Origin of the sequence: Algibacter pacificus (genome assembly GCF_008033385.1) — a bacterium.
Lineage (GTDB): Bacteria > Bacteroidota > Bacteroidia > Flavobacteriales > Flavobacteriaceae > Algibacter > Algibacter pacificus.
Window position 1 is genome coordinate 12,445 of sequence record NZ_VOGY01000008.1, and the last position, 22,205, is coordinate 34,649.

The following is a 22,205-nucleotide window of genomic DNA, read 5'->3' on the forward strand; positions in this document are numbered from 1 at the left end:
TATGATTCACGTTGCAATAAATGGTTTTGGCAGAATAGGACGCCGTGTTTTTAGATTACTTCAAAACCACAACAACATCAAAGTTGTTGCTATAAACGATTTGGCCGACACAAAAACATTGAGCCATTTACTAAAATACGATAGTGTTCATGGCCTTTTTAACGGCACTGTGTCTTTCGATGAAAATCACATTATTATTAATAATGAAAAAGTGACACTCTTAAACGAAAACCACCCAAAACATATTGATTGGACACCATATAATGTTGATTTTGTTATTGAAGCTACAGGCAAATTTAAAACGGTTCCAGAGTTACAATGGCACTTAAAAAATGGAGCCAAACGCGTTATTTTAAGTGTTCCTCCTATTGAAGATGATATAAAAACTATTGTTCTTGGTGTAAACGGCGACATTATTGATGGCACAGAAACCATACTATCAAACGCATCATGTACCACAAACAATGCGGCACCAATGATTGATATTATTAACAATCTCTGCGGTATTAATCAAGCTTATATTACTACAGTACACTCCTATACTACCGACCAAAGTCTGCACGACCAACCACATCGAGATTTACGCAGATCACGAGCTGCTGGCCAATCTATAGTACCAACAACTACGGGAGCAGCCAAAGCTTTAACCAAAATATTTCCAGAATTAGCCAATGTTATTGGTGGTTGTGGTATACGGGTTCCTGTAATTAATGGATCTTTAACCGATATTACTTTTAATGTAAAACGTACCGTTTCTATTGAAGAAATTAATATGGCATTTGAAAACGCCTCAAAAACAAATTACAAGGGCGTTTTAGAATACACAGAAGACCCTATTGTATCTATAGATATTGTTGGCAACCCCCACTCTTGCATTTTCGACTCTCAAATGACCTCGGTTATTGGAAATATGGTAAAAATAATAGGTTGGTACGATAACGAAACGGGATATTCCTCTAGAATAATAGACTTAATATTTAATGTAACCCAAAAAAGTGATACTTTACAAATCAAATAGTTATATTTGTTTGTAACAACCCTAGCTTTTATGCCTGCTTTTAAACCTTTTATATTAATTCTTACAACATTTTTAAGTATCGTAGGATTGGCTCAAAATACGCCTAATACAAATCGAGAACTTATACAAAACAACATCAATTACCATTTAAAACAAGCGCAACATAACCTAAATAATAATACGTACTATGAAGCTTTAAAAAATCTTGACGCCGCACTAGCTCAGGCACAAAAAGCTAATTTACAAAAAGACATTGCGCTTATTTATGCTTTTAAAGGCAAATTAGAACTTAACCTAAACGAACCAAACAACGCCATAACATCGCTTAATAAAGCGATTAAAATTCAAGACAGCATAGACGACCCTGTTAATTTAGCAAAATCGTTTCAAACTTTAGGACTCGTTAACTTAAAAAATAAATCGTTTCAAAAAGCCTTAAACTATTTTACGACATCGAAAACGCTATTTAAAAACGTAGATTTAGAAGATCATGTAGCCGAAGCCTTACTACTAGAAGGGAGAACTTTTATCCTTTTAGAAGAATACAAAAAGGCCAAAATAGCCTTAAAGGAAGCTATTATTCTCGCTACAGAAAACAATGAATTAACAATAAAAACAGAAGCATTAATAAATATGGCCATTACTTGCCATAATTTAGGATACTTAAGAAAAGGTTTAGAATATGCAAAAGAAGGACTCCATATAGCCACAATCAATAATTTTACAAGCAAACGTAACGAAGCCTATTTAACCCTTAGTAATATTACAAATACCTTAAGAAAATACAAAGATTCTAGAGCGTATTTAAAAGCGTATTTAGATTTATCCGACTCCATTAGAAATTTAAAAAAAGAAAAAAGAATAAATACAGATCAAGAACTAAACACGTCTTTTTTAGAAGTAAAAGAAGAACTCAGTAAAACAAACGAAAAATTAAAAATGCAAGAAATAGAAAATAACCGAAAGACCCTAATTTCTTTTTTGTCTTTCGCGCTTATTACAATTCTATCATTACTAACTTTTTTATTATATAAAAACAATAATATTCGGTTAAAAACAAATGTTATGCTCCACAAAAAAAATGGAGAACTATTACTAGCTAAAGAAAAAGCCGAACTCGCCTCAAAAACAAAAGCAAACTTCCTATCCACCGTTACCCATGAACTCCGAACACCACTTTATGCCGTAACCGGATTAAGCACTATGCTGCTGGAAGAAAACCCCAAACCAGAGCAAATACAACACTTAAAATCTCTTAAATTTTCCGGAGATCACCTACTAACTTTTATAAACGACATCCTTCAAATTAATAAAATTGAAGCAAATAAATTAGATTTAGATCCAACCCCCTTTAATCTCTACAAAAAAATAAATAATATTATCCTAGCCCTAGAAAATTCTGCTCAAGATAATAATAACAAGATTTCCTTAGAATATGATAAAGAATTACCTGAAAACTTTATTGCCGATCAACTAAAACTTTCACAAATACTTATAAATTTAATAGGCAATTCTATAAAATTCACAAAAGATGGAAACATCTGGATTAAGGCATACAAAATCAATAAAATTGATAAAATATACACCGTTGGTTTTGAAGTTAAAGATAATGGTATTGGTATTTCCAAGGAAAAACAAGCCGCGATGTTTGAGAGTTTCTCACAAGGCTCAATACAAATTAACAGAAAATACGGTGGCACAGGACTAGGCCTATACATTGTTAAAGGTTTAATAAGTATTCTAAAAGGCACAACCTTTATCAAAAGTGAATTAGGTAAAGGCACGTCATTTTTCTTCGAAATCCCAATGGAGTATAATGATGGCGAAATTATAAACGAAAAAGAAGTGAATTATTTTAACACTAATAAAGAAGACATCGATTTGGAAAAAATAAAAATATTGGTTGTTGAAGACAACAAAATCAACCAAATGATTACGAAAAAAATATTAGCCAAAATGGGCTTAAATTGTGATGTTGTAGACAACGGGGAAGATGCCGTAGAAATGGTAAAAGAACGCGAATATCATATTGTTTTAATGGATATTCATATGCCAGGAATTAGCGGTATTGAAGCCACTAAACGTATTAGGAAATTCGATAAAACTTTAACCATATTTGCACTTACCGCCGTGACCATAGAAGATAAAATGCAAGAATTTCAGGATGCCGAATTTACCGACATTATTCCTAAACCTTTCAAACAAGAAGAGTTTCAAAAAAAATTATATCTCGCTTTATCTGAAAAAAAAGAACTCTAATCCTTCATTTTTCATAACTATTTACCATGGCTTTAACAATAGCACATAACCGTGGTTCATCATCAAACGCCACCGTAATTGGCAAATAAAACAACTTATTTTTTAATCCCGGATAACATTTTAAACGAGCAAAATCTTTCTCGGTAGTAACAATAACCTCCTTAGTACTAAACACATTAATATCTTCCTGAGAAAACTCATGATGATCTTTAAAATTTAAATGCTCGAACTTTAAATTTTTATCATTAAAAAAACAAACTAACGGCTTAGGATTTGCAATTCCTGTTACTAACGTAAAACTTCTTAACATATTCACAGCCATTGTTTTTTCAGCAGAAATGAGCATATTTGAATATACTATACGACTAAAAAACACGTCCTGATTTTCTTTTGAATTTATCCGTTTTAAAACCTTTTTTTTATCAATATCCGATAAGTTTTCAGGACATTTTGTAACCACAATAATATCAGCTCGATTTACACCGCGCCGAGGTTCTCGTAAATTTCCGGTTGGCAAAACCCAATCACTAAAATAAGGGGTTTGGTAAGTGGTAAGCAAAATATTAAATCCAGCTTTAACCTTTCGGTGTTGGTAAGCATCATCGAGTAAAATAACTTCAGGTGCGTTGGGTAAATTTTGCAACTGCTGAATACCATTTTGCCTATCGGCATCTACTGCCACTAAAACCTCATCTTTAAATTTATTATAAAATTGAAATGGTTCATCTCCAATAATTTCAGCCGAAGCCTGGTCATCGCCTAATTGAAACCCTTTAGTTTTTCGTTTATAACCGCGACTTAAGGTGGCCACTTTAAAATCATCTTTTAACACCCCAATTAAATACTCAATCATGGGGGTTTTTCCTGTTCCGCCAACACTTAAATTCCCGACGCAAATAACAGGAAATGGGTACGATTTGGATTTTTTAATCCCCAAATCATATAATAAATTTCTCAGCCAAGTTATCAAATAATAAAAAGGCATCACCGGAAACAATATGTATCTTAAAATTTTCATTACCACGAAAGTAATTATTTTATCTTTGATGTAAAATTTATTTCAATATGATCATTCAAGACGTTATAAATCATTTAGAACAATTAGCGCCTTTAGCTTACGCTGAAGATTTTGATAATGTAGGCCTACTAGTAGGCAACAAAAACAACAAACTTACCGGTGTACTGGTAACCTTAGACACTTTGGAAACCGTTGTTGATGAAGCTATAGAAAACAACTGCAATCTTATTGTAAGCTTTCATCCCATTATTTTTAAAGGTTTAAAAAAAATAACAGGCAAAAATTATGTGGAGCGCGTGGTTTTAAAAGCCATAAAAAACGATATTGCCATTTATAGCATGCATACAGCTTTGGATAATGCACAGCAAGGTGTAAACCACATGATATGCGAACAACTGCAACTTAAAAACCAACGCATTTTAACCCCCAAAAGCGGGACCATAAAAAAACTAAGCACCTACGTACCTAAAAACAAAGCAGAACAGCTGCGTAACGCCTTATTTTCGGCTGGAGCTGGTAATATTGGCAATTACAGCAACTGTAGTTTAAACATCGCAGGTACAGGAACTTTTAACCCGAATGCCATTGCCAATCCCGTTATTGGTAAAAAAGGAGAAACACACCTTGAAGAAGAAACCAACATTACGGTAACTTACGCCAAACATTTGGAGTCTCAAATTATTGAAACACTTTTTAAAACACATTCTTACGAAGAAGTAGCCTACGAAATAACCACATTAGAAAACAAAAATCAAAATATAGGGATGGGCATGATTGGTGAATTCCATAAAGCTATGGATGAAACGACCTTTTTATCGCATGTAAAAACAAAAATGAATACGGGTTTTATTCGCCATTCTCAATTTATAAATAAAACCATAAAAAAAGTAGCCGTTTTAGGAGGATCCGGAAGTTTTGCTATTCAAGCGGCAAAAGCCGCCGGTGCAGATGCTTTTGTAACCGCAGATTTAAAATATCACGACTTTTTTATGGCAGAAAACCATATTCTTTTGGCCGATATTGGACATTATGAAAGTGAACAGTACACAAAAAATCTTTTAGTAGCGTATCTTACAAAAAAAATCACTAATTTTGCCATCATTTTATCAAAGACAAATACCAATCCTGTTAAGTATTTTTAAAGTATGGCTAAAAAGAAAGAAGTAACTATTGAAGAGCGCTTAAGAGCTTTATACGATTTACAACTCATCGATTCTCGTATAGATGAAATTAGAAATGTTCGTGGAGAACTTCCTTTAGAAGTTCGTGATTTAGAAGATGAAGTTGCCGGATTAAATATAAGATTAGAAAAACTTATTACAAGTTTAGAAGCTATAGACACAGATATTGCCGACAAGAAAAATCTAATTGAAGAATCAAAAAATTTAATAAAAAAGTATAGCGAACAACAAAAAAACGTTCGTAACAACCGTGAGTTTAACTCTTTAACCAAAGAGGTTGAATTTCAAGAGTTAGAAATTGAATTGGCTGAAAAACACATTAGAGAGTTTAAGGTACAAATTGAACAGAAAAAAGAAGTTATCTCTGAAACAAAAGATCGATTAAAACAACGCCAAGACCATTTAAAGCATAAAAAAGATGAGTTGGATGCCATTTTAAGCGAAACTGAAAAAGAAGAGCAAGCTTTAATTACAAAATCTGAAGACTACAAAAAAGATATAGAGCCACGATTGGTAGCTGCTTATATAAGAATACGTAAAAATGTAAAAAACGGCTTAGCCGTTGTTCCTATTGAGCGTGGTGCTGCTGGAGGATCTTTCTTTACTATTCCCCCACAAGTACAAGTAGAAATTGCTGCTCGTAAAAAAATAATTACAGATGAGCACAGTGGACGTATCTTAGTAGATCCTGTTTTAGCCGAAGAACAAAAAACAAAAATGGAAAAAATATTTTCTAAATTGTAAGCACAATTACATATAAAAAAAACCATCAAAATATTCCTAATGGTTTTTTATGTAAAAATGCTTCAAAAAAACACAAAAAAGCCCGAAACTTATAAAGTTTCGGGCTTTTTTTATGAGTAAACTATTAATCTACATTATCATGTAAGAATGAATTATTACGTCTAACCTGTAAATCATCATTATCATCCAAACCAACACTTGTTCTAGAAAAATCATTATCCGATGAATGCCTAGAATCTTCTAAGTTTACACCTTGACGTTTGTATGCTGGGGTTTTTTCTATATCATCAATTTTTCCATTATTGAATTTATAGTTAAAATCCTTCATTTTACGACGACGTTCTGCAGCACGTTCTTTTAATAATTCTGAAATAGGCGTATTCATTGGATCGATATCTTCTTCCTCAACAACCTCTTGCTTCGTTACTTCTTCTTTTTGAACCACTTTGCGTTCAAAAACAATATCGTCTTCAACATCTTCAACAACGTCTTCTATTGTTGTTTGTTTTTTATTGAAAGAATCTTCAACTTCTGAATAATCATCTAAAGTATATCTAACATCTCCGTTTTCATTCGCTTTTACTTCCGCAGTAACCTCAACATGATCGTTAACCGCCATATCTTTAACATCGTCTTCAAGACTAAAGGTTACTTTATTCTCTACAACTGGTTCCTTTTTCACCTCTTTTTTAGGCTCATTGCTAATGGGTAAATCGAAAGTTAATGTAATTTGCTTTTCTTCTTCAAAGTCATCTGTAATCGCATCAAATTGCGTTTTATTTTCTTTTACGTTAACTTCTTTTTTTATAGGACTAATAATAAAATCGTCTTCATCTTCAACATTCACACGAACTTCGTCGTAAACGACATTCATGTTTTTTAAAATTTCAGAGGTTGGGATTAAATTAATATTTTGTGGCTGCGAAGATAATTTATCCTTTCTTATCTCGCTTTTTTCCAAAAAAGAGAATTCCTCCTCGTCATCTAAATCCAATGTATGTTTTACAACTTTAGGTTCTTCCTTTTTTTCAACTGCCGCTACTGGTGGTGTTTGAACTTCTGGTTTTACTTCTGGCTTAGCTTCTTTAGCTTCAATCTCTTTTTCTTCACTTAAAGAATGAATAACTTTTTTAGTTTCGGTATTCGAAATTTCATCTTGTTGTTCAATATTAAAACCTGTTGCTATAATAGTTACTGCAATAGATTCTTCTAAGGATTCATCTTCACCTACACCCATAATAATGTTAGCGCCATGACCGGCTTCATTTTGAATATGATCATTAATTTCACCTATTTCATCGATGGTAATTTCTTGAGCACCGGAAACAATTAAAAGCAGTACATTTTTAGCACCAGTAATTTTATTATCGTTTAATAATGGTGAATCTAAAGCTTTACGGATAGCATCTTGTGCACGGTTTTGCCCCGATGCTAATGCAGACCCCATAATAGCGGTCCCACTATTACTTAATACGGTTTTAGCATCACGTAAATCGATGTTTTGTGTGTAGTGGTGTGTAATAACTTCTGCTATACCACGAGCAGCGGTAGACAGCACTTCATCGGCTTTGGAGAATCCTGCTTTAAAACCAAGGTTTCCATAAACTTCACGAAGCTTATTATTATTTATTACAATTAATGAATCTACTACACCTCTAAGTTTCTCGATCCCTTTTTGCGATTGTTCTATACGCATTTTACCTTCAAACTGAAATGGCATAGTAACAATACCTACTGTTAAAATATCCATATCTTTAGCCATCTTTGCGATAATAGGTGCAGCTCCAGTACCTGTACCACCACCCATTCCGGCTGTAATAAATACCATTTTGGTATTAGTATCTAACATTTGAGAAATATCCTCGTAACTTTCTACCGCCGATTGTTCTCCAATATCTGGATTTGCACCGGCTCCGAGTCCTTCGGTTAAATTTAAACCTAATTGTATTTTGTTTGGCACCCCACTATTTTGTAAGGCTTGGGCATCTGTATTGCAGACATAAAAGTCGACGCCTTTTATACCTTGTTCAAACATGTGATTAATGGCGTTGCTACCACCGCCTCCAACGCCGATAACTTTAATGACATTTGATTGATTTTTTGGGAGATCAAACGCGATGCTTTCGATTTCTTTATTGCTGCTCATAACTCTATTTTACTGGGTTTTGTACTAAATATTTTTATTCAATGGGTTTCTTAATCTCTACTCTGCGTTATCTAAAAAATCTTTAACGCGATCGGTAAGTTTGTCTAGAAAGGAACGTCTTTCTTTAACGGGCTCTACTTTAATTTCTTCCTCTGCTGGTTGCTCTTGGGCTTCTGTAGTGTCTTCAACTTGCTCTTCTTCAACTTGCTCTTCTATTTTCTTGCGTTCTTGACGTTTTAACCCGTCTAACACTAAACCAACAGCGGTTGCAAAAAGCGGACTAGTAACATCTTCATGACTATCTCCTGCTAAATGCTCGTTTGGATAACCTATTCTGGTATCCATTCCGGTAATATATTCTACCAACTGCTTTAAATGTTTTAACTGGCTTCCGCCACCGGTTAAAACAATTCCTGCAATTAAATTTTTCTTTTGTTCTTCGTGACCATAGTTTTTAATTTCAACATAAACCTGCTCTACAATTTCCACAACCCGTGCGTGAATAATTTTCGACAAGTTCTTTAATGTAATTTCCTTTGGTTCGCGACCACGTAAACCAGGAATGGATACAATTTCGTTATCTTTATTTTCACCCGGCCATGCAGAACCAAACTTTATTTTTAATAATTCGGCTTGTTTTTCAATAATAGAACAACCTTCTTTAATATCTTCTGTAATTACATTGCCTCCGAAAGGAATCACTGCGGTATGACGGATAATGCCATCTTTAAAAATAGCTAAATCGGTGGTTCCGCCTCCTATATCAATTAATGCTACACCGGCTTCCTTTTCCTCTTGACTTAAAACAGCATTTGCTGAAGCTAAAGGTTCTAAGGTAATACCCTCTAAATTTAAATCGGCACTTTGTATACAACGTCCAACATTTCGAATCGACGATACTTGACCAACCACTACATGAAAATTAGCTTCCAAACGGCCACCATACATCCCGATAGGTTCCTTTATTTCTGCTTGACCATCAACTTTATATTCTTGTGGTAATACATGAATAATCTCTTCACCTGGAAGCATCACTAATTTATGCACTTGATTAATTAAACGATCAATATCATCTTCATCAATAACAAGTTCTGAATTTGGACGTGTAATATAATCGCTATGCTGTAAACTTCTGATATGCTGTCCTGCAATACCAACCGTAACACCATCTATTTTCATTCCGGCTGCCGCCTCTGCTTCTTGAACGGCTTGTTGAATGGACTGAATGGTTTGTGTAATATTATTTACTACACCGCGGTGCACACCTAAACTTTTAGACTTTCCAATGCCTAAAATTTCAAGTTTACCGTAATCATTTTTACGCCCAATCATGGCCACAATTTTTGTGGTTCCTATATCTAATCCTACTGATATGTTATGCTCCATGGCTTATATTTTGGTACATACTACTTGGTTATCGAATTGCAAATTTACCTTGCTATAATTATCTAACGTCTTTTCTTTGATGCTTTTTTGATAAAATGCTTTCAAATTATTAATTTTTTTGTTTAATAATTTCAAATCACCCAATTGCACTAAAAACTTACATTGTCTCATTTTTAGAAACAATTCCTTAGTTTCATTTTGATGAATTTCTATCACATTTGTTTTTAAAAAAGGATCCTCTTTAATTTTAGTCGCTATTTTAAAAATATTTTTCAAATCATTTTTATCCACAAATCCAGTAACAAGAGGCACTCTTGCCGAATAATTACTTGATAAAGGCATAGATAAACCTTCATCATCAATATAATAGGATACGTCTGTATTAACTCTCGCTAATGGCGTTTTTTGCTCTATTTCAGCATTAAGTGTGCCATTTACTGTAACATAAACTTCAGCACGCTTAATCATGGGGTTAGATTTAAGGGTATGCTCTAACTTATTCAAATCTAAAGTTTCTTTAGTAACATTTTTAGCCCCGCCATAATTTTGTATTAACAATTTACTAACAGTCTCATTAGTAATAAATAAGTTGTTTTCTCCAACAAATGTTATGGCTGGACTAGAAACCAATCTAGCGTTATTTCTGTCCGATGCAAAAGCAAATAGGAACACCACCAAACCGAATAAACCGATCATCTTTATGTAATTCCAATTAATTTTCACGACACAACACTTTTTTTATAGGTTTTACTTGCTCTCCAATATCTCCTGCTCCAATGGTTATTATAATATTGGCTTTACTTTTTTTAACTTCAAATAGCATGTCGTCCTTACTAACCAGTTTTTTATTATTACAGGTTAATAGCCCCAATAGCCAATGAGATGTCACGCCTTCAATTGGCAATTCTCGTGCTGGATAAATATCCAATAACATCACTTCATCGAACTGCGATAAACTTTTCGCAAAATCATGAATAAAATCTTTTGTTCTACTGAATAAATGCGGCTGAAAAATAGCCAATACTTTTTTATTTGGATACATTTCCCGCACCGCTTGATACACAGCATTTATTTCTTCGGGATGATGTGCATAATCATCGATATACACCAAATCGTCCGTTTTAATTTGATAAGTAAACCGACGTTTCACACCTTTATAAGACGCCAACCCTTGACGTAAACTTTCAATAGAACAACCATATTCCAAAGCCATAGCTAAAGCCAATAATGCATTGGATAAATTATGTCTTCCGGGCAGGTTAAATTCCAAATTTTCTAACAGAGCATTTGGAGTTTTCACATCAAACACATAGCTGCCATTTTCTATTTTTATATTCTGAATGGTATAATCAGAATCATCCTCAATACCGTAAGTAATTCCTTTTAAAGGCAATCCGTTTTTAATAAATAACTTCCCGTTGGGTTTGATACGTTTTGAAAAATCTTCAAAAGTCTTTTTTAATTCTAAAGCATCGCCATAAATATCCAAATGATCGGCATCCATAGAGGTTATTCCCGCTAAATCTGGGGATAACGTTAAAAACGAACGATCAAACTCATCGGCTTCAACAACTGAAACTTCCGTCCCTTTTAAAATTAGGTTTGAATTATAGTTTTCACTTATTCCTCCTAAAAAAGCCGTAAGCGGCACTTCGCATTCATGCATTAAATGCCCAAGAATACTAGTTGTTGTTGTTTTTCCATGCGTTCCTGCCACAGCCAAACACACCGTGTTTTCAGTAATTAATCCTAAAATTTCAGAACGCTTTAAAACCTTAAAACCGTTGTCTTTAAAATAATTTAATTCCAAATGTCCTTTAGGCACCGCTGGGGTATAAACCACCAAAGTATTTTCAGTGTTTAAAAACGTTGAATTAATATGTTTTATAGCATCCTCAAAATGAACTGGCACACCTAAATCCACCAAACTATCTGTGATAGGAGTTTGGGTTTTATCATAACCGGCAACCTGCTTATTATTCGCAACAAAATAACGCGCCAAAGCACTCATGCCAATGCCGCCAATGCCAATAAAATAGATGTTATGTACGTTGTCTAAATTCATTTATTTGTTTAGAAGCTTTTCAACTTCATTTACGATATCTTTTGTTGCATTTACTAATGCTAATTTTTTAATATTTTGCCCTAATTCGTTTCTTCGCTGGGGTGTAGCAATAAGTTGCGAAAACTTATTCTCAAAGTCTGCTTGTAAATCCTCTTCCTTAATAATCAAAGCCGCATCTTTATCTACGACCGCCATAGCATTTTTGGTTTGATGATCTTCTGCTACATTTGGAGACGGTATAAAAATAACTGGTTTTCCCACAATACAAAGCTCGGAAACAGAACTTGCTCCCGCTCTTGAAATCACCACATCTGCAGCTGCATACGCTAAATCCATATTATTTAAAAACTCATGAACCTGTACGTTTTTAGTATGTCCATAAATTTTGTATTGTTTATAATACAACTTTCCACATTGCCAAATAACTTGAACATTTTGGGTATCTAGAAAATCTAATTTTTTTTCAATTAACTGGTTAATTCGTCGAGCACCTAAACTTCCACCTATAACCAACAGCGTTGTTTTGCTTGGTTTTAAATCGAAATGCTTTATAGCTTCATCTCGTTTTGTATCAATATCCAACAAACCTTGACGTACAGGGTTTCCTGTTTTTATTATTTTTTCTTGAGGAAAAAACCGTTCCAAATTATCGTAAGCCACACATATTTTTTTAGCCTTTTTAGCTAAAAATTTATTGGTAATTCCTGGAAATGAATTTTGCTCCTGAATTAAAGTCGGAATTCCTTTCGCATTTGCTATTTGCAACAGCGGTCCACTAGCAAATCCGCCCGTACCAATAGCCACGTCAGGTTTAAACGATCTTACAATGTTATTAGCTTTCCACAAACTACTTATCAACTTAAACGGAAATAACAAATTCTTTAAAGTTAGCTTACGCTGAATACCCGAAATCCACAATCCTTTTATGTTATACCCAGCTTGAGGTACCATATCCATTTCCATACGATCGCTCGCACCAACAAATAAAAATTCAGCATCAGGAAAACGCAACTTTAGTTCGTTCGCAATAGCAATAGCCGGATAAATATGTCCGCCTGTGCCACCTCCTGATAATATAATTTTATATGGTTTCATACCTTTTCAACCTCCCCCTTAGAGAGAATTCATTATTTTTAATTCAATATTTATAAAGCTTCCGAAAGGATTTCTAACGGATTATCCTCGTCTATTTCTTTTTCTTTAATTTCTTCTCGTCTTGCACTTACACTTAAAATAATACCGATAGCTAAACATGTCATCCAAATAGATGTTCCTCCGCTACTAATTAGCGGTAACGTTTGTCCTGTAACAGGAAACAGCTCGACAGCTACGGCCATATTTATTAATGCCTGAAAAACAATAGGCAAGCCTACGCCCAACACTAATAATTTTCCAAAAACAGTATCCGATTTTTGAGAGACAATAACAACCCTAAACAACAACCACATGTATAAAACCATGATAGAAACCCCGCCTATTAAACCGTATTCTTCAATAATTATGGCAAAAATAAAATCGGAAGATGATTGTGGTAACGCGTGTTTCTGGATACTTTTTCCCGGACCAACACCGGTTACCCCACCAGAGGCAATCGCTATTTTAGCCTTTTCAATTTGATAATCCGCATCGGAATCCTCATCATTCGAGTAGTTTTTTATTCTATTTTCCCAAGTGGTTACTTTCACATTTAATGGTCCCGTGGTTAACTTTGCTGCCATAATAAAAAGCACTAAAGCGACTAAACCCGAACCTAAAATTATAGCAATATAACGAATAGGATACCCGCCTAAAAACACTAAAATAATTACCATTAAAAACATAATGGCAGCGGTAGAAAAATTAGACGGCAAAATTAAACCTAATATAACAAATACGGGCACCCAAAGCGGTAAAATTGACGATTTAAAAGAAATCACCTCATCTTTTATTTTCGACATATACCGAGCCACATACACCATTAAAACAACAAATGCCAAAGTTGATGTTTGAAACGACAACCCCACTACAGGAATTTTAATCCAGCGACTCGCACTAGCGCCACCCATTACAGTACCCTGCATCATAGTAATAACTAGGAGCACAAAGACCACCGGAAGCATAAATATCGATAGCCCCCTAAAATAACGGTAGGGTATTTTATGCACGCCATACATAATAACAAAACCTAAAAACAAGTGCATAAAGTGTTTTACGAAAGAGATAAATGTATTTCCATCGTATTTACTATACGCCAAATCGCTCGCTGCACTATACACAGGCAAGAAAGACAAAATAGCAAGCAGCGCTACTATTGCCCAAATTAACCGATCTCCTTTTATGTTTTTAAATAATGCTTGCATTAATTTTTAACTAATTACTTTTAACTTCTTACCAATAGATAAAGTAAGCCTATATTATAAATTTCTAACCGCGTTTTTAAACTGACGACCTCTATCTTCGTAATTTTCAAATAAATCGAAACTTGCACATGCTGGCGATAACAACACAGTATCTCCAGACTCAGCAATTTTATAAGCTATTTTTACAGCTTCGCTCATAAATTGCGTTTCCACAATAGTATCTACCATATTCCCGAAAGTGCTCATTAACTTTTCGTTTTCGGCACCTAAACAAATAATAGCTTTTACTTTTTCGTTTACAAACTGAAATAATTCTTGATAATCATTTCCTTTATCTACACCACCAACAATCCAAACCGTTGGCGCGCTCATACTTTCTAAAGCAAAATAAGTTGCATTCACGTTAGTCGCCTTAGAATCGTTTATATATTGGACTTTATTAATTTTTACAACCTCCTCCAATCTATGCTCCACGCCTTGAAAATTCTCTAAACTTTCACGAATAGTTTGTTTTCTAATTTTTAATAAATGCGCAACAGTAGAAGCCGCCATTGCGTTCTTAACGTTGTGTTTACCTTCTAATGCTATATTTTTAGTTGACATAATAATTTGGTTGTTATCTATTGTTATTTTAATATTCTCTTTGTCTAAATAGGCGCCATTTTCTATTTTTTTCACTAATGAAAACGGCAATAATGTGGATTGAACCGGATTGTTTTTTAAATGATTTACAATCACAGGATCATCGGCATCATAAATTAAATAATCGTCTCGCGACTGATTCATTGCTATCCTAAATTTTGATGCGATATAATTCTCAAATTCATAATCATATCGATCTAAATGATCGGGTGTAATGTTTGTGATAACAGCAATTTTCGGTTTAAAATCAATGATATCATCCAACTGAAAACTGCTAATTTCAAGTACATAATTTTCAAAATCATCTTCTAAAATCTGCTTCGCAAAACTATCGCCAATATTACCCGCTAAACCCACATTTAATGCCTCTTTTAAAATGTGATGCGTCAATGTTGCCGTGGTTGTTTTACCATTACTTCCAGTAATACCAATGAGTGTTGCATTGGTATATTTGGATGCAAACTCAATTTCTGAAACCACCGTAATCCCCTTTTCACGAATTTGTTTTACCAAAGCCACTTTATCAGGAATCCCAGGACTTTTCATAACGATGTCGGCATTCAGAATTTTTTCTTCCGAATGGCTTTCATCTTCCCATGCAATATTATTATCTACAAGAACTTTTTTGTAATCCTCTTTTATTTTTCCCTTATCGGAAACAAAAACGTCAAAGCCTTTAGCTTTAGCCAAAAGCGCGGTACCTACACCACTTTCTCCTCCTCCTAATATGACTAATCGTTGTTTTGACATTTCTTTTTAATTTCACACTTCGCTTTCGTGGAAATAATACCTTTTGTTATCTTATTTTTAATGTTACAATCGACAGAATAGCCAGCAAAATACCAACAATCCAAAATCGTGTTACAATTTTACTTTCGTGATATCCCGATTTTTGATAATGATGATGCAACGGCGACATTTTGAAAATGCGACGGCCTTCACCATATTTCTTCTTCGTATATTTAAACCAACTTACCTGCATGACTACCGATAAATTTTCGGCTAAAAAGATGCCACAAAGCACAGGAATTAACCATTCTTTACGCACTGCAATTGCAATTACCGCTATAATACCACCAATAGTTAAACTGCCCGTATCGCCCATAAAAACTTGAGCCGGATAGGTGTTATACCAAAGAAAACCAACTAAAGCTCCAACAAACGCAGCGATATAAATAGTAATTTCTTCGATACGCGGGATATACATAATATTCAAGAAATCCGAAAACACGATATGTCCAGATACATAAGCAAATATCCCCAGAGTGAATACAATAATAGCCGAGGTTCCTGCCGCCAGACCATCAATACCATCGGTAAGATTTGCGCCATTAGACACGGCAGTTATAATAAAAATAACGGCGATTATAAAAATAATCCATGAATATTTTGCTAACGACGGACTTATCCAAGTGACTAAATCGGCATAATCAAACTCATTGCCTTTAACAAACGGAATTGTTGTTGTGGTCGATTTTATTTCTTTCTGAAACAACTTCGTTGGCGCTATATTAGGGTTTTCGGCTAAAAGCACACGTTGCTGTTCTACAGGTAATTTCTCCTTAATAGTAACACCTTGATGAAAATACAAGGTACTTCCAACAATAATCCCTAACCCTACTTGACCTAATATTTTAAAACGCCCTTTTAAGCCATCTTTATCGTTTTTAAACTTCTTTAAATAATCGTCTATAAATCCGATAATACCCATCCAAACCGTGGTAACAATCAATAAAATGATATAGATATTATCCAATCTCGCTAACAACAACACAGGAAGTAACGTTGCTAAAATGATAATAATACCACCCATCGTCGGTGTTCCTGCTTTTTCTTTTTGGCCTTCTAAACCTAAATCACGAATGGTTTCACCCATTTGTTTTTTAGCCAAAAAGCTAATTATTTTTTTACCATAAATTGTAGAGAATAGCAAAGCAAATATCATTGCCAATGCAGCTCTAAAGGTTAAAAACCCAAAGAGTGATGCCCCAGGAAGCTGGAACTGCTTTTCTAAATATTCAAATAAGTAATACAGCATTCGGTTATTTCTTTCTTGTTATTAATTTATGGTTATCTCTATTTTCTATATGCTTTTCTCTGTTTTCTCTTTCTTTCAAAAACTCACTTCTGTAATTGCTTTAATAATTCTTGAACGGTTTCGTAATCATCGAAATGAAAACGCTCGCCTTTAATTTCCTGATAATCCTCGTGCCCTTTTCCTGCAATTAAAATAATATCGTTAGGTTGCGCCATTTGGCAAGCCGCTTTAATCGCTTGTTTTCTATCTGAAATGGTTAAGGCCTTTTTAAAATTTTGAGGCTCTACCCCTTTTTCAATGGCGTCTAAAATAGCTTGTGGCTCTTCACTTCGCGGGTTATCACTCGTAAAAATTACTTTGGTACTTAAGGCCGTAGCAATATGCCCCATTTTAGGTCGCTTGGTTTTATCGCGATCTCCACCACAACCTACAATCGTAATGAGTTCTTCATTTTTAGTACGGATACTATTTATGGTTTCTAATACATTTTTCAATGCATCGGGTGTGTGTGCATAATCGACAATAGCCGTTATTTTTTCATCTGAAATAAAATACTGAAAACGTCCGCTAACGCTTTTCAAATCGCTAATTAACCGAAGAATTTCTACTTTTTCTAGCCCTAACAATTCCGCTGTAGCGTAAATAGCTAACACATTATAAGCATTGAAAGCCCCAATTAATCGTGTCCAAACTTCGTTGTCATTAACCTTAAGCAATAAACCACTTAATCTGTTTTCTAGAATTTGCGCTTTATAATCGGCATACCCTTTTAAAGCATACGTGTATTTTTTAGCTTTTGTATTCTGAAGCATAATCGCTCCATTTTTATCATCGGTATTCACCAAAGCAAACGCGGTTAACGGTAAGCCATCGAAAAAACGTTTTTTAACATCGCGATACTCCGCAAATGTGTTGTGATAATCTAAATGATCGTGCGATAAGTTGGTAAAAATACCACCTTCAAAATGCAACCCTTCCGTTCTAAATTGATGAATACCATGAGAGCTTACTTCCATAAAACAAAACTCAACACCAGCAGCATTCATTTCACTTAAATACTTATTGATGGTTAAAGAATCTGGCGTGGTATGCGTAGCTTTATACTCCACAGTATCTACCAATATTTTCACAGTTGAAAGCAAACCTACCTTATACCCTGCGTTTTTAAATAACTGAAATAACAAACTAGCAACCGTGGTTTTCCCATTAGTTCCAGTTACACCAACAAGCTTTAAATTCTCGGACGGCACACCATAAAAATTCGATGCCATAATTGCCATGGCTTTACTCGAATTATCAACTTCAACATAAGTAATCCCAGCCACTATATTTTCAGGAGTGGCCTCACAAACAATAGCCATGGCACCATTTTTAATAGCAACATCTATATAATCATGTCCATCCACAACACTGCCACGGATAGCCACAAAAACATCACCTTTAACAATGCTACGAGAATCGAAATGAATGTTATTCACATCCATACTCGTATTTCCCACAACAGCATTTAAGGTTACCTTATATAATATGTCTTTTAATGCACTCATGATGCTTTTAATGTCACGATTTGATTATCTTTTAACTTGGTACTTTTATTAACCGATTGCGCTTTTACAATACCATTCCCATTAAGTTTCACCTTAATTTTTACATCCATATTTTCCAAAAGCGCTAAAGCATCCATAGCAGGTAAGCCCACAACATTTGGCATAATGGTTTTATAGGTTTTTGTGGTTTCATAAAAGTTATTATACTCCTCTTGCACCGAAGCCACTTTTACATCTAATGAATTGACTTCATCAATTAAAGGGGTATCGGTAAATATTTTTTGAGCAATACGTTTAAAAACGGGCCCCGTAACATCGGCACCATAAAACCCTTTTTTGGTACTTGGTTTATGAATAACAACGATGCAAGAATACTTTGGATTTTCAGCTGGAAAGTAACCAGCAAAAGAAGAAATATACTTTCTATCTTTCCGCCATTCTTCATAATTACCATATTCTGTTCTTGCCGTTCCTGTTTTTCCTGCCATAGAAAAATTTGGCGAATAGAGTTTTCTACCCGTACCACGAACCACAATATTTTTCATGATTTCCTGAATTTCTCCAAGGGTTTTATCCGAACAAATCTTTTTATTAATCACTTCCTTTTCAAAAACCTCAATCTCTTTATCAAACTCTTTAACCGCTTTAATGAAACGCGGTTTTACCATTTCACCATTATTTGCAATGGCATTATAAAACGTTAAGGTTTGTAGCGGTGTAATTCGTAAATTATATCCGTAAGCCATAGAAGGCAAAGCATTTCTACTCCAAATTTTATCGCCAGGCTCAGGAATTACAGGATTACCTTCCCCCATAATAGACACCCCTAACGGCTTATTTAAACCCCAACTTTTTAATCTATCTATAAACTTCTCTGGGTTTTTAGAATAATTTTCATCAATGATGGTAGCTAAACCAATATTAGAAGACACTTCCAAAGCACGAGCTGCCGAAATTTCCCCATGACCATGAGAATCACTTATGGTTCTACCGTAAAAACGCTTACTTCCACGTTTGGTATCAATAACCGTAGACGTATCAATCACTCGATCTTCCAAAGCCGCCATTAACGCCATAACTTTAAATGTGGAGCCTGGCTCGTGCGATTCCCAAACCGCGTAATTTCTTTTCTCGTAATATTCGCCACTTTTAGTTTTTCCTAAATTGGAAATAGCCTTAATCTCCCCTGTTTTAACATCCATAACCACAACACAACCATGTTCAGCTTCGTAATACTCCAACTGCCCCAATAATGAATGATGAGCGATATCTTGAATATTTACATCTATAGTGGTATAAACATCATAACCATCTTTTGGCTCCACTTGGTTATAATCTGTAAGTGGTTTCCATTTATTTTTTCCAATTTTTTGCTTTAAACGCTTCCCATCGGTACCACGTAAATACTTTACCCCAAAAGCACCGTCGATTCCGGCACGCGTTACATTGCCATCTTCATCAAAACGCTCATAACCAATAGAACGCTGCGCAATAGCCCCCATTGGGAATTCCCTTTTCGTGTTCTGACTTACAATTAATCCACCAGGAATTGCCCCTAATTTTAATAGCGGAAACCCTCTAAAACGCACATAATCGGTATAATTAATATTTTTTGCCAACAGCAAATATTGATTTTTATTAGCACGCGCTTTTCGAATCGCTTTTTCATAATACGACGCCGATTTACCTGAATATTTTGAAAGTGAATCAGCTAAAGGCCCTACAAATTCTTCAAACTTTTTTGTTGGCGACACCACCGCATCTATAGCAATATTATATTTTGGAATTGAAGTTGCCAACAACCCACCTTTATCGGAATACACATTACCACGATTAGCAGGAATAGTAATATTTTGAACGTCGCGTTTCTCAACAAGCGCTCGATACTTATCACCTTGCAAATACTGAATACTAAACAATTTAAACAGCACAGCAAAGCCGAACACAAACATGCATCCCGCTATAAAATATAACCTGTTTAATATGCCTTTCTCGTTTACTGCCAATGTATTATTAGTCTTTTTGAGATTTTACTTTTATTTTTTTCGCTGGCGTTGTTGATGTTGCCAGCCCTTTTTCCTTCATTTTTTCTAACACGGTCGATTCCATTTTTAACCGTTGTAATTTAGAACGTCCGTCCACAAATGCCGAACGCATTTCTTTTACTTCATTATTAAGTCTCGATATTTCATACACCTTTTTATCAGCACTATGCGAACTCGCAATCATGATAATCGCTAAAGCGGAAATAAACAAAATCATGCGCCAATTTTTAAATGAATCGTCGCTTACCAAAAACGTTCCTTTTAATATGTCGTATATACTATTTTTCATCCCCATTTTAAACATAAACACAACTCTCTAAAAACCAGAAAACCGCTCCTATTTTAACTAAGACACGGATTCTTCATCTAAACAAACGCTGTATCTTATATACTAATTCCTATTTTCTATTCCTTTAAATTAAGCCTTCGTTGCAATTCTTAACTTTGCACTTCGCGCCCTATTATTTAACTTAATCTCCTCAGCAGAAGGAACAATTAACCTTCCAACCTTTTTAAGCGGGACTTCAAAATTCCCAAACATATCACGCTCTGGCTCACCTTCAAACAAACCGTTTCTAATAAAACGTTTTACTAATCTATCCTCTAAAGAATGGTACGATATAAAACTCAACCGTCCATTTTCATTTAAAATCTCTGGTGTTTGAGACAAAAATTCTTTTAAAGCCTCAATTTCTTGATTCACCTCAATTCTAATAGCTTGATATATTTGCGCCAAAACTTTATTCTCGTGTCTTGGTGGTAAAAATTTCCGCAAAACCATTTTTAATTGCTCACTTGTAACAATTTGCTCATTTTCCCTATGTTCAACAATTAACCTTGCCATAGCTGGCGCTGCACGCAACTCTCCATACTGCAAAAACACATCTTTAAGTTGCTCTTCCTCATACTCATTAACCACATGAAATGCAGACAATGCTTTTTCCTGATTCATACGCATATCTAAATCGGCCTCAAAACGGGTAGAGAAACCACGTTCAGCTACATCAAATTGATGGGACGATACACCAAAATCTGCCAAAATACCGTCTACTTTTTTCACACCGTGAAATCGTAAAAACCGTTTTATAAATCTAAAATTCTCATTTATTAATGTAAATCGAGCATCGTCAATAGTATTTTCAAGAGCGTCCAAATCTTGATCGAAAGCGAATAATTTTCCGTTTTCACCAAGTCGTTTTAAAATTTCTTTACTGTGTCCGCCACCACCAAAAGTAACATCCACGTAAACGCCGTCTGGTTTTATATTTAAACCATCTACCGTTTCTTTTAACAGTACCGGATTATGATATTCCATAGTCTTCATCATCTTGCCCCATAACTTCCTCGGCTAAATCTGCAAAATCTAACGCCGCATCGTCAATGGCTTGTTCATATAAATCTTTATCCCAAATTTCAATTATATTGATAGCCGAAGCCACTACAATATTTTTGGAAATATTAGCAAAAACCGTTAAATCTTTCGGCACTAATAGTCTCCCATTAACATCAATTTCAATAATTTTTGCTCCCGCAGTAAACCTTCGAATAAAATCGTTGTTCTTTTTTTTAAACTTATTAAGTTTATTCATTTTCTGCATTAACGCTTGCCATTCTGCCATAGGATATAACTCCAAACACTTTTGAAAAACCGATCTTCGCAGCACAAAACCATCGTCCAACACCGTTGATAACTGCTTTTTTATAGCAGCCGGCATCATAAGTCTGCCTTTGGCATCAACCTTACAATCGTATGTTCCTGTAATTAAGCTCACTAGTA

General features: G+C 34.7%; 18 protein-coding genes. 4 read left to right on the forward strand and 14 right to left on the reverse strand.

Annotated elements, in window-relative coordinates; translation table 11 throughout:
* Position 1 precedes the first annotated feature (1 nt).
* On the forward strand, positions 2-1,018 hold the full coding sequence (gene gap, locus FQU21_RS12640; RefSeq protein ID WP_147678372.1) for a type I glyceraldehyde-3-phosphate dehydrogenase: 1,017 nt from the start codon (positions 2-4) through the stop codon (positions 1,016-1,018).
* A 30-nt stretch (positions 1,019-1,048) separates the two neighbouring features.
* Positions 1,049-3,277, forward strand: coding sequence for a tetratricopeptide repeat-containing hybrid sensor histidine kinase/response regulator (locus tag FQU21_RS12645; protein ID WP_147678373.1), 2,229 nt, complete (start codon positions 1,049-1,051; stop codon positions 3,275-3,277).
* Positions 3,278-3,281: 4 nt separating this feature from the next.
* Here FQU21_RS12645 and lpxK read toward each other — a convergent pair whose 3' ends face one another.
* Positions 3,282-4,295, reverse strand: a complete 1,014-nt coding sequence (lpxK, locus tag FQU21_RS12650; RefSeq protein WP_147678374.1) for a tetraacyldisaccharide 4'-kinase — start codon at positions 4,293-4,295, stop codon at positions 3,282-3,284.
* Between the two features lie 47 nt (positions 4,296-4,342).
* Here lpxK and FQU21_RS12655 point away from each other — a divergent pair, with 47 nt between their 5' ends.
* Positions 4,343-5,437, forward strand: coding sequence for a Nif3-like dinuclear metal center hexameric protein (locus FQU21_RS12655; protein ID WP_147678375.1), 1,095 nt, complete (start codon positions 4,343-4,345; stop codon positions 5,435-5,437).
* A 3-nt stretch (positions 5,438-5,440) separates the two neighbouring features.
* Positions 5,441-6,220, forward strand: coding sequence for a zinc ribbon domain-containing protein (locus tag FQU21_RS12660; protein WP_147678376.1), 780 nt, complete (start codon positions 5,441-5,443; stop codon positions 6,218-6,220).
* Positions 6,221-6,344: 124 nt separating this feature from the next.
* Here the strand turns inward: FQU21_RS12660 and ftsZ are convergent, their stop codons facing one another.
* The 13 genes from ftsZ to mraZ form a co-directional block, all read right to left on the reverse strand.
* A complete protein-coding gene (ftsZ, locus tag FQU21_RS12665) occupies positions 6,345-8,366 on the reverse strand; it encodes a cell division protein FtsZ (RefSeq protein WP_147678377.1) in 2,022 nt (673 codons plus the stop codon).
* 57 nt (positions 8,367-8,423) lie between these two features.
* The gene (gene ftsA / locus FQU21_RS12670; RefSeq protein ID WP_147678378.1) at positions 8,424-9,752 is read right to left on the reverse strand and encodes a cell division protein FtsA; all 1,329 of its coding nucleotides are present in this window, start codon (positions 9,750-9,752) and stop codon (positions 8,424-8,426) included.
* A 3-nt stretch (positions 9,753-9,755) separates the two neighbouring features.
* Positions 9,756-10,448 (reverse strand): cell division protein FtsQ/DivIB, encoded by a 693-nt coding sequence (locus FQU21_RS12675; RefSeq protein ID WP_317130663.1) that lies wholly within the window; start codon positions 10,446-10,448, stop codon positions 9,756-9,758.
* Positions 10,449-10,464: 16 nt separating this feature from the next.
* A complete protein-coding gene (gene murC / locus FQU21_RS12680) occupies positions 10,465-11,817 on the reverse strand; it encodes a UDP-N-acetylmuramate--L-alanine ligase (protein WP_147678380.1) in 1,353 nt (450 codons plus the stop codon).
* Complete coding sequence (murG, locus tag FQU21_RS12685) at positions 11,818-12,912, reverse strand: undecaprenyldiphospho-muramoylpentapeptide beta-N-acetylglucosaminyltransferase (protein WP_147678381.1); 1,095 nt, start codon at positions 12,910-12,912, stop codon at positions 11,818-11,820.
* 50 nt (positions 12,913-12,962) lie between these two features.
* On the reverse strand, positions 12,963-14,156 hold the full coding sequence (locus FQU21_RS12690; RefSeq protein ID WP_147678382.1) for an FtsW/RodA/SpoVE family cell cycle protein: 1,194 nt from the start codon (positions 14,154-14,156) through the stop codon (positions 12,963-12,965).
* Between the two features lie 54 nt (positions 14,157-14,210).
* Positions 14,211-15,548: a UDP-N-acetylmuramoyl-L-alanine--D-glutamate ligase gene (murD, locus tag FQU21_RS12695; protein WP_147678383.1), complete on the reverse strand. Its 1,338-nt coding sequence runs from the start codon at positions 15,546-15,548 to the stop codon at positions 14,211-14,213.
* A gap of 46 nt (positions 15,549-15,594) precedes the next feature.
* Positions 15,595-16,836: a phospho-N-acetylmuramoyl-pentapeptide-transferase gene (gene mraY, locus FQU21_RS12700; RefSeq protein ID WP_147678384.1), complete on the reverse strand. Its 1,242-nt coding sequence runs from the start codon at positions 16,834-16,836 to the stop codon at positions 15,595-15,597.
* An 83-nt stretch (positions 16,837-16,919) separates the two neighbouring features.
* Complete coding sequence (locus FQU21_RS12705) at positions 16,920-18,383, reverse strand: UDP-N-acetylmuramoyl-L-alanyl-D-glutamate--2,6-diaminopimelate ligase (protein WP_147678385.1); 1,464 nt, start codon at positions 18,381-18,383, stop codon at positions 16,920-16,922.
* Positions 18,380-20,335: a penicillin-binding protein gene (locus tag FQU21_RS12710; RefSeq protein ID WP_147678519.1), complete on the reverse strand. Its 1,956-nt coding sequence runs from the start codon at positions 20,333-20,335 to the stop codon at positions 18,380-18,382. The genes FQU21_RS12705 and FQU21_RS12710 overlap by 4 nt, the downstream gene beginning before the upstream one ends.
* Positions 20,336-20,396: 61 nt before the next feature.
* Positions 20,397-20,717, reverse strand: coding sequence for an FtsL-like putative cell division protein (locus FQU21_RS12715; RefSeq protein WP_147678386.1), 321 nt, complete (start codon positions 20,715-20,717; stop codon positions 20,397-20,399).
* A gap of 129 nt (positions 20,718-20,846) precedes the next feature.
* The gene (gene rsmH, locus FQU21_RS12720) at positions 20,847-21,743 is read right to left on the reverse strand and encodes a 16S rRNA (cytosine(1402)-N(4))-methyltransferase RsmH (protein ID WP_147678387.1); all 897 of its coding nucleotides are present in this window, start codon (positions 21,741-21,743) and stop codon (positions 20,847-20,849) included.
* Complete coding sequence (mraZ, locus tag FQU21_RS12725) at positions 21,730-22,200, reverse strand: division/cell wall cluster transcriptional repressor MraZ (RefSeq protein ID WP_147678388.1); 471 nt, start codon at positions 22,198-22,200, stop codon at positions 21,730-21,732. Before mraZ ends, rsmH begins: the two co-directional genes overlap by 14 nt.
* Positions 22,201-22,205: the final 5 nt, after the last annotated feature.

What these genes read in the sequence shown, in the direction of transcription:
- FQU21_RS12645 (WP_147678373.1), top strand. Translation starts at nt 1,049, where the DNA reads ATGCCTGCTTTTAAACCTTTTATATTAATTCTTACAACATTTTTAAGT.
- FQU21_RS12660 (WP_147678376.1), top strand. Translation starts at nt 5,441, where the DNA reads ATGGCTAAAAAGAAAGAAGTAACTATTGAAGAGCGCTTAAGAGCTTTA.
- FQU21_RS12710 (WP_147678519.1), bottom strand. Translation starts at nt 20,335, where the DNA reads ATGTTTGTGTTCGGCTTTGCTGTGCTGTTTAAATTGTTTAGTATTCAG.
- ftsA (WP_147678378.1), bottom strand. Translation starts at nt 9,752, where the DNA reads ATGGAGCATAACATATCAGTAGGATTAGATATAGGAACCACAAAAATT.
- murG (WP_147678381.1), bottom strand. Translation starts at nt 12,912, where the DNA reads ATGAAACCATATAAAATTATATTATCAGGAGGTGGCACAGGCGGACAT.
- FQU21_RS12655 (WP_147678375.1), top strand. Translation starts at nt 4,343, where the DNA reads ATGATCATTCAAGACGTTATAAATCATTTAGAACAATTAGCGCCTTTA.
- FQU21_RS12705 (WP_147678385.1), bottom strand. Translation starts at nt 18,383, where the DNA reads ATGAGTGCATTAAAAGACATATTATATAAGGTAACCTTAAATGCTGTT.
- FQU21_RS12675 (WP_317130663.1), bottom strand. Translation starts at nt 10,448, where the DNA reads ATGATCGGTTTATTCGGTTTGGTGGTGTTCCTATTTGCTTTTGCATCG.
- mraY (WP_147678384.1), bottom strand. Translation starts at nt 16,836, where the DNA reads ATGCTGTATTACTTATTTGAATATTTAGAAAAGCAGTTCCAGCTTCCT.
- FQU21_RS12690 (WP_147678382.1), bottom strand. Translation starts at nt 14,156, where the DNA reads ATGCAAGCATTATTTAAAAACATAAAAGGAGATCGGTTAATTTGGGCA.
- gap (WP_147678372.1), top strand. Translation starts at nt 2, where the DNA reads ATGATTCACGTTGCAATAAATGGTTTTGGCAGAATAGGACGCCGTGTT.
- murC (WP_147678380.1), bottom strand. Translation starts at nt 11,817, where the DNA reads ATGAATTTAGACAACGTACATAACATCTATTTTATTGGCATTGGCGGC.
- ftsZ (WP_147678377.1), bottom strand. Translation starts at nt 8,366, where the DNA reads ATGAGCAGCAATAAAGAAATCGAAAGCATCGCGTTTGATCTCCCAAAA.
- lpxK (WP_147678374.1), bottom strand. Translation starts at nt 4,295, where the DNA reads ATGAAAATTTTAAGATACATATTGTTTCCGGTGATGCCTTTTTATTAT.
- murD (WP_147678383.1), bottom strand. Translation starts at nt 15,548, where the DNA reads ATGTCAAAACAACGATTAGTCATATTAGGAGGAGGAGAAAGTGGTGTA.
- FQU21_RS12715 (WP_147678386.1), bottom strand. Translation starts at nt 20,717, where the DNA reads ATGAAAAATAGTATATACGACATATTAAAAGGAACGTTTTTGGTAAGC.
- rsmH (WP_147678387.1), bottom strand. Translation starts at nt 21,743, where the DNA reads ATGGAATATCATAATCCGGTACTGTTAAAAGAAACGGTAGATGGTTTA.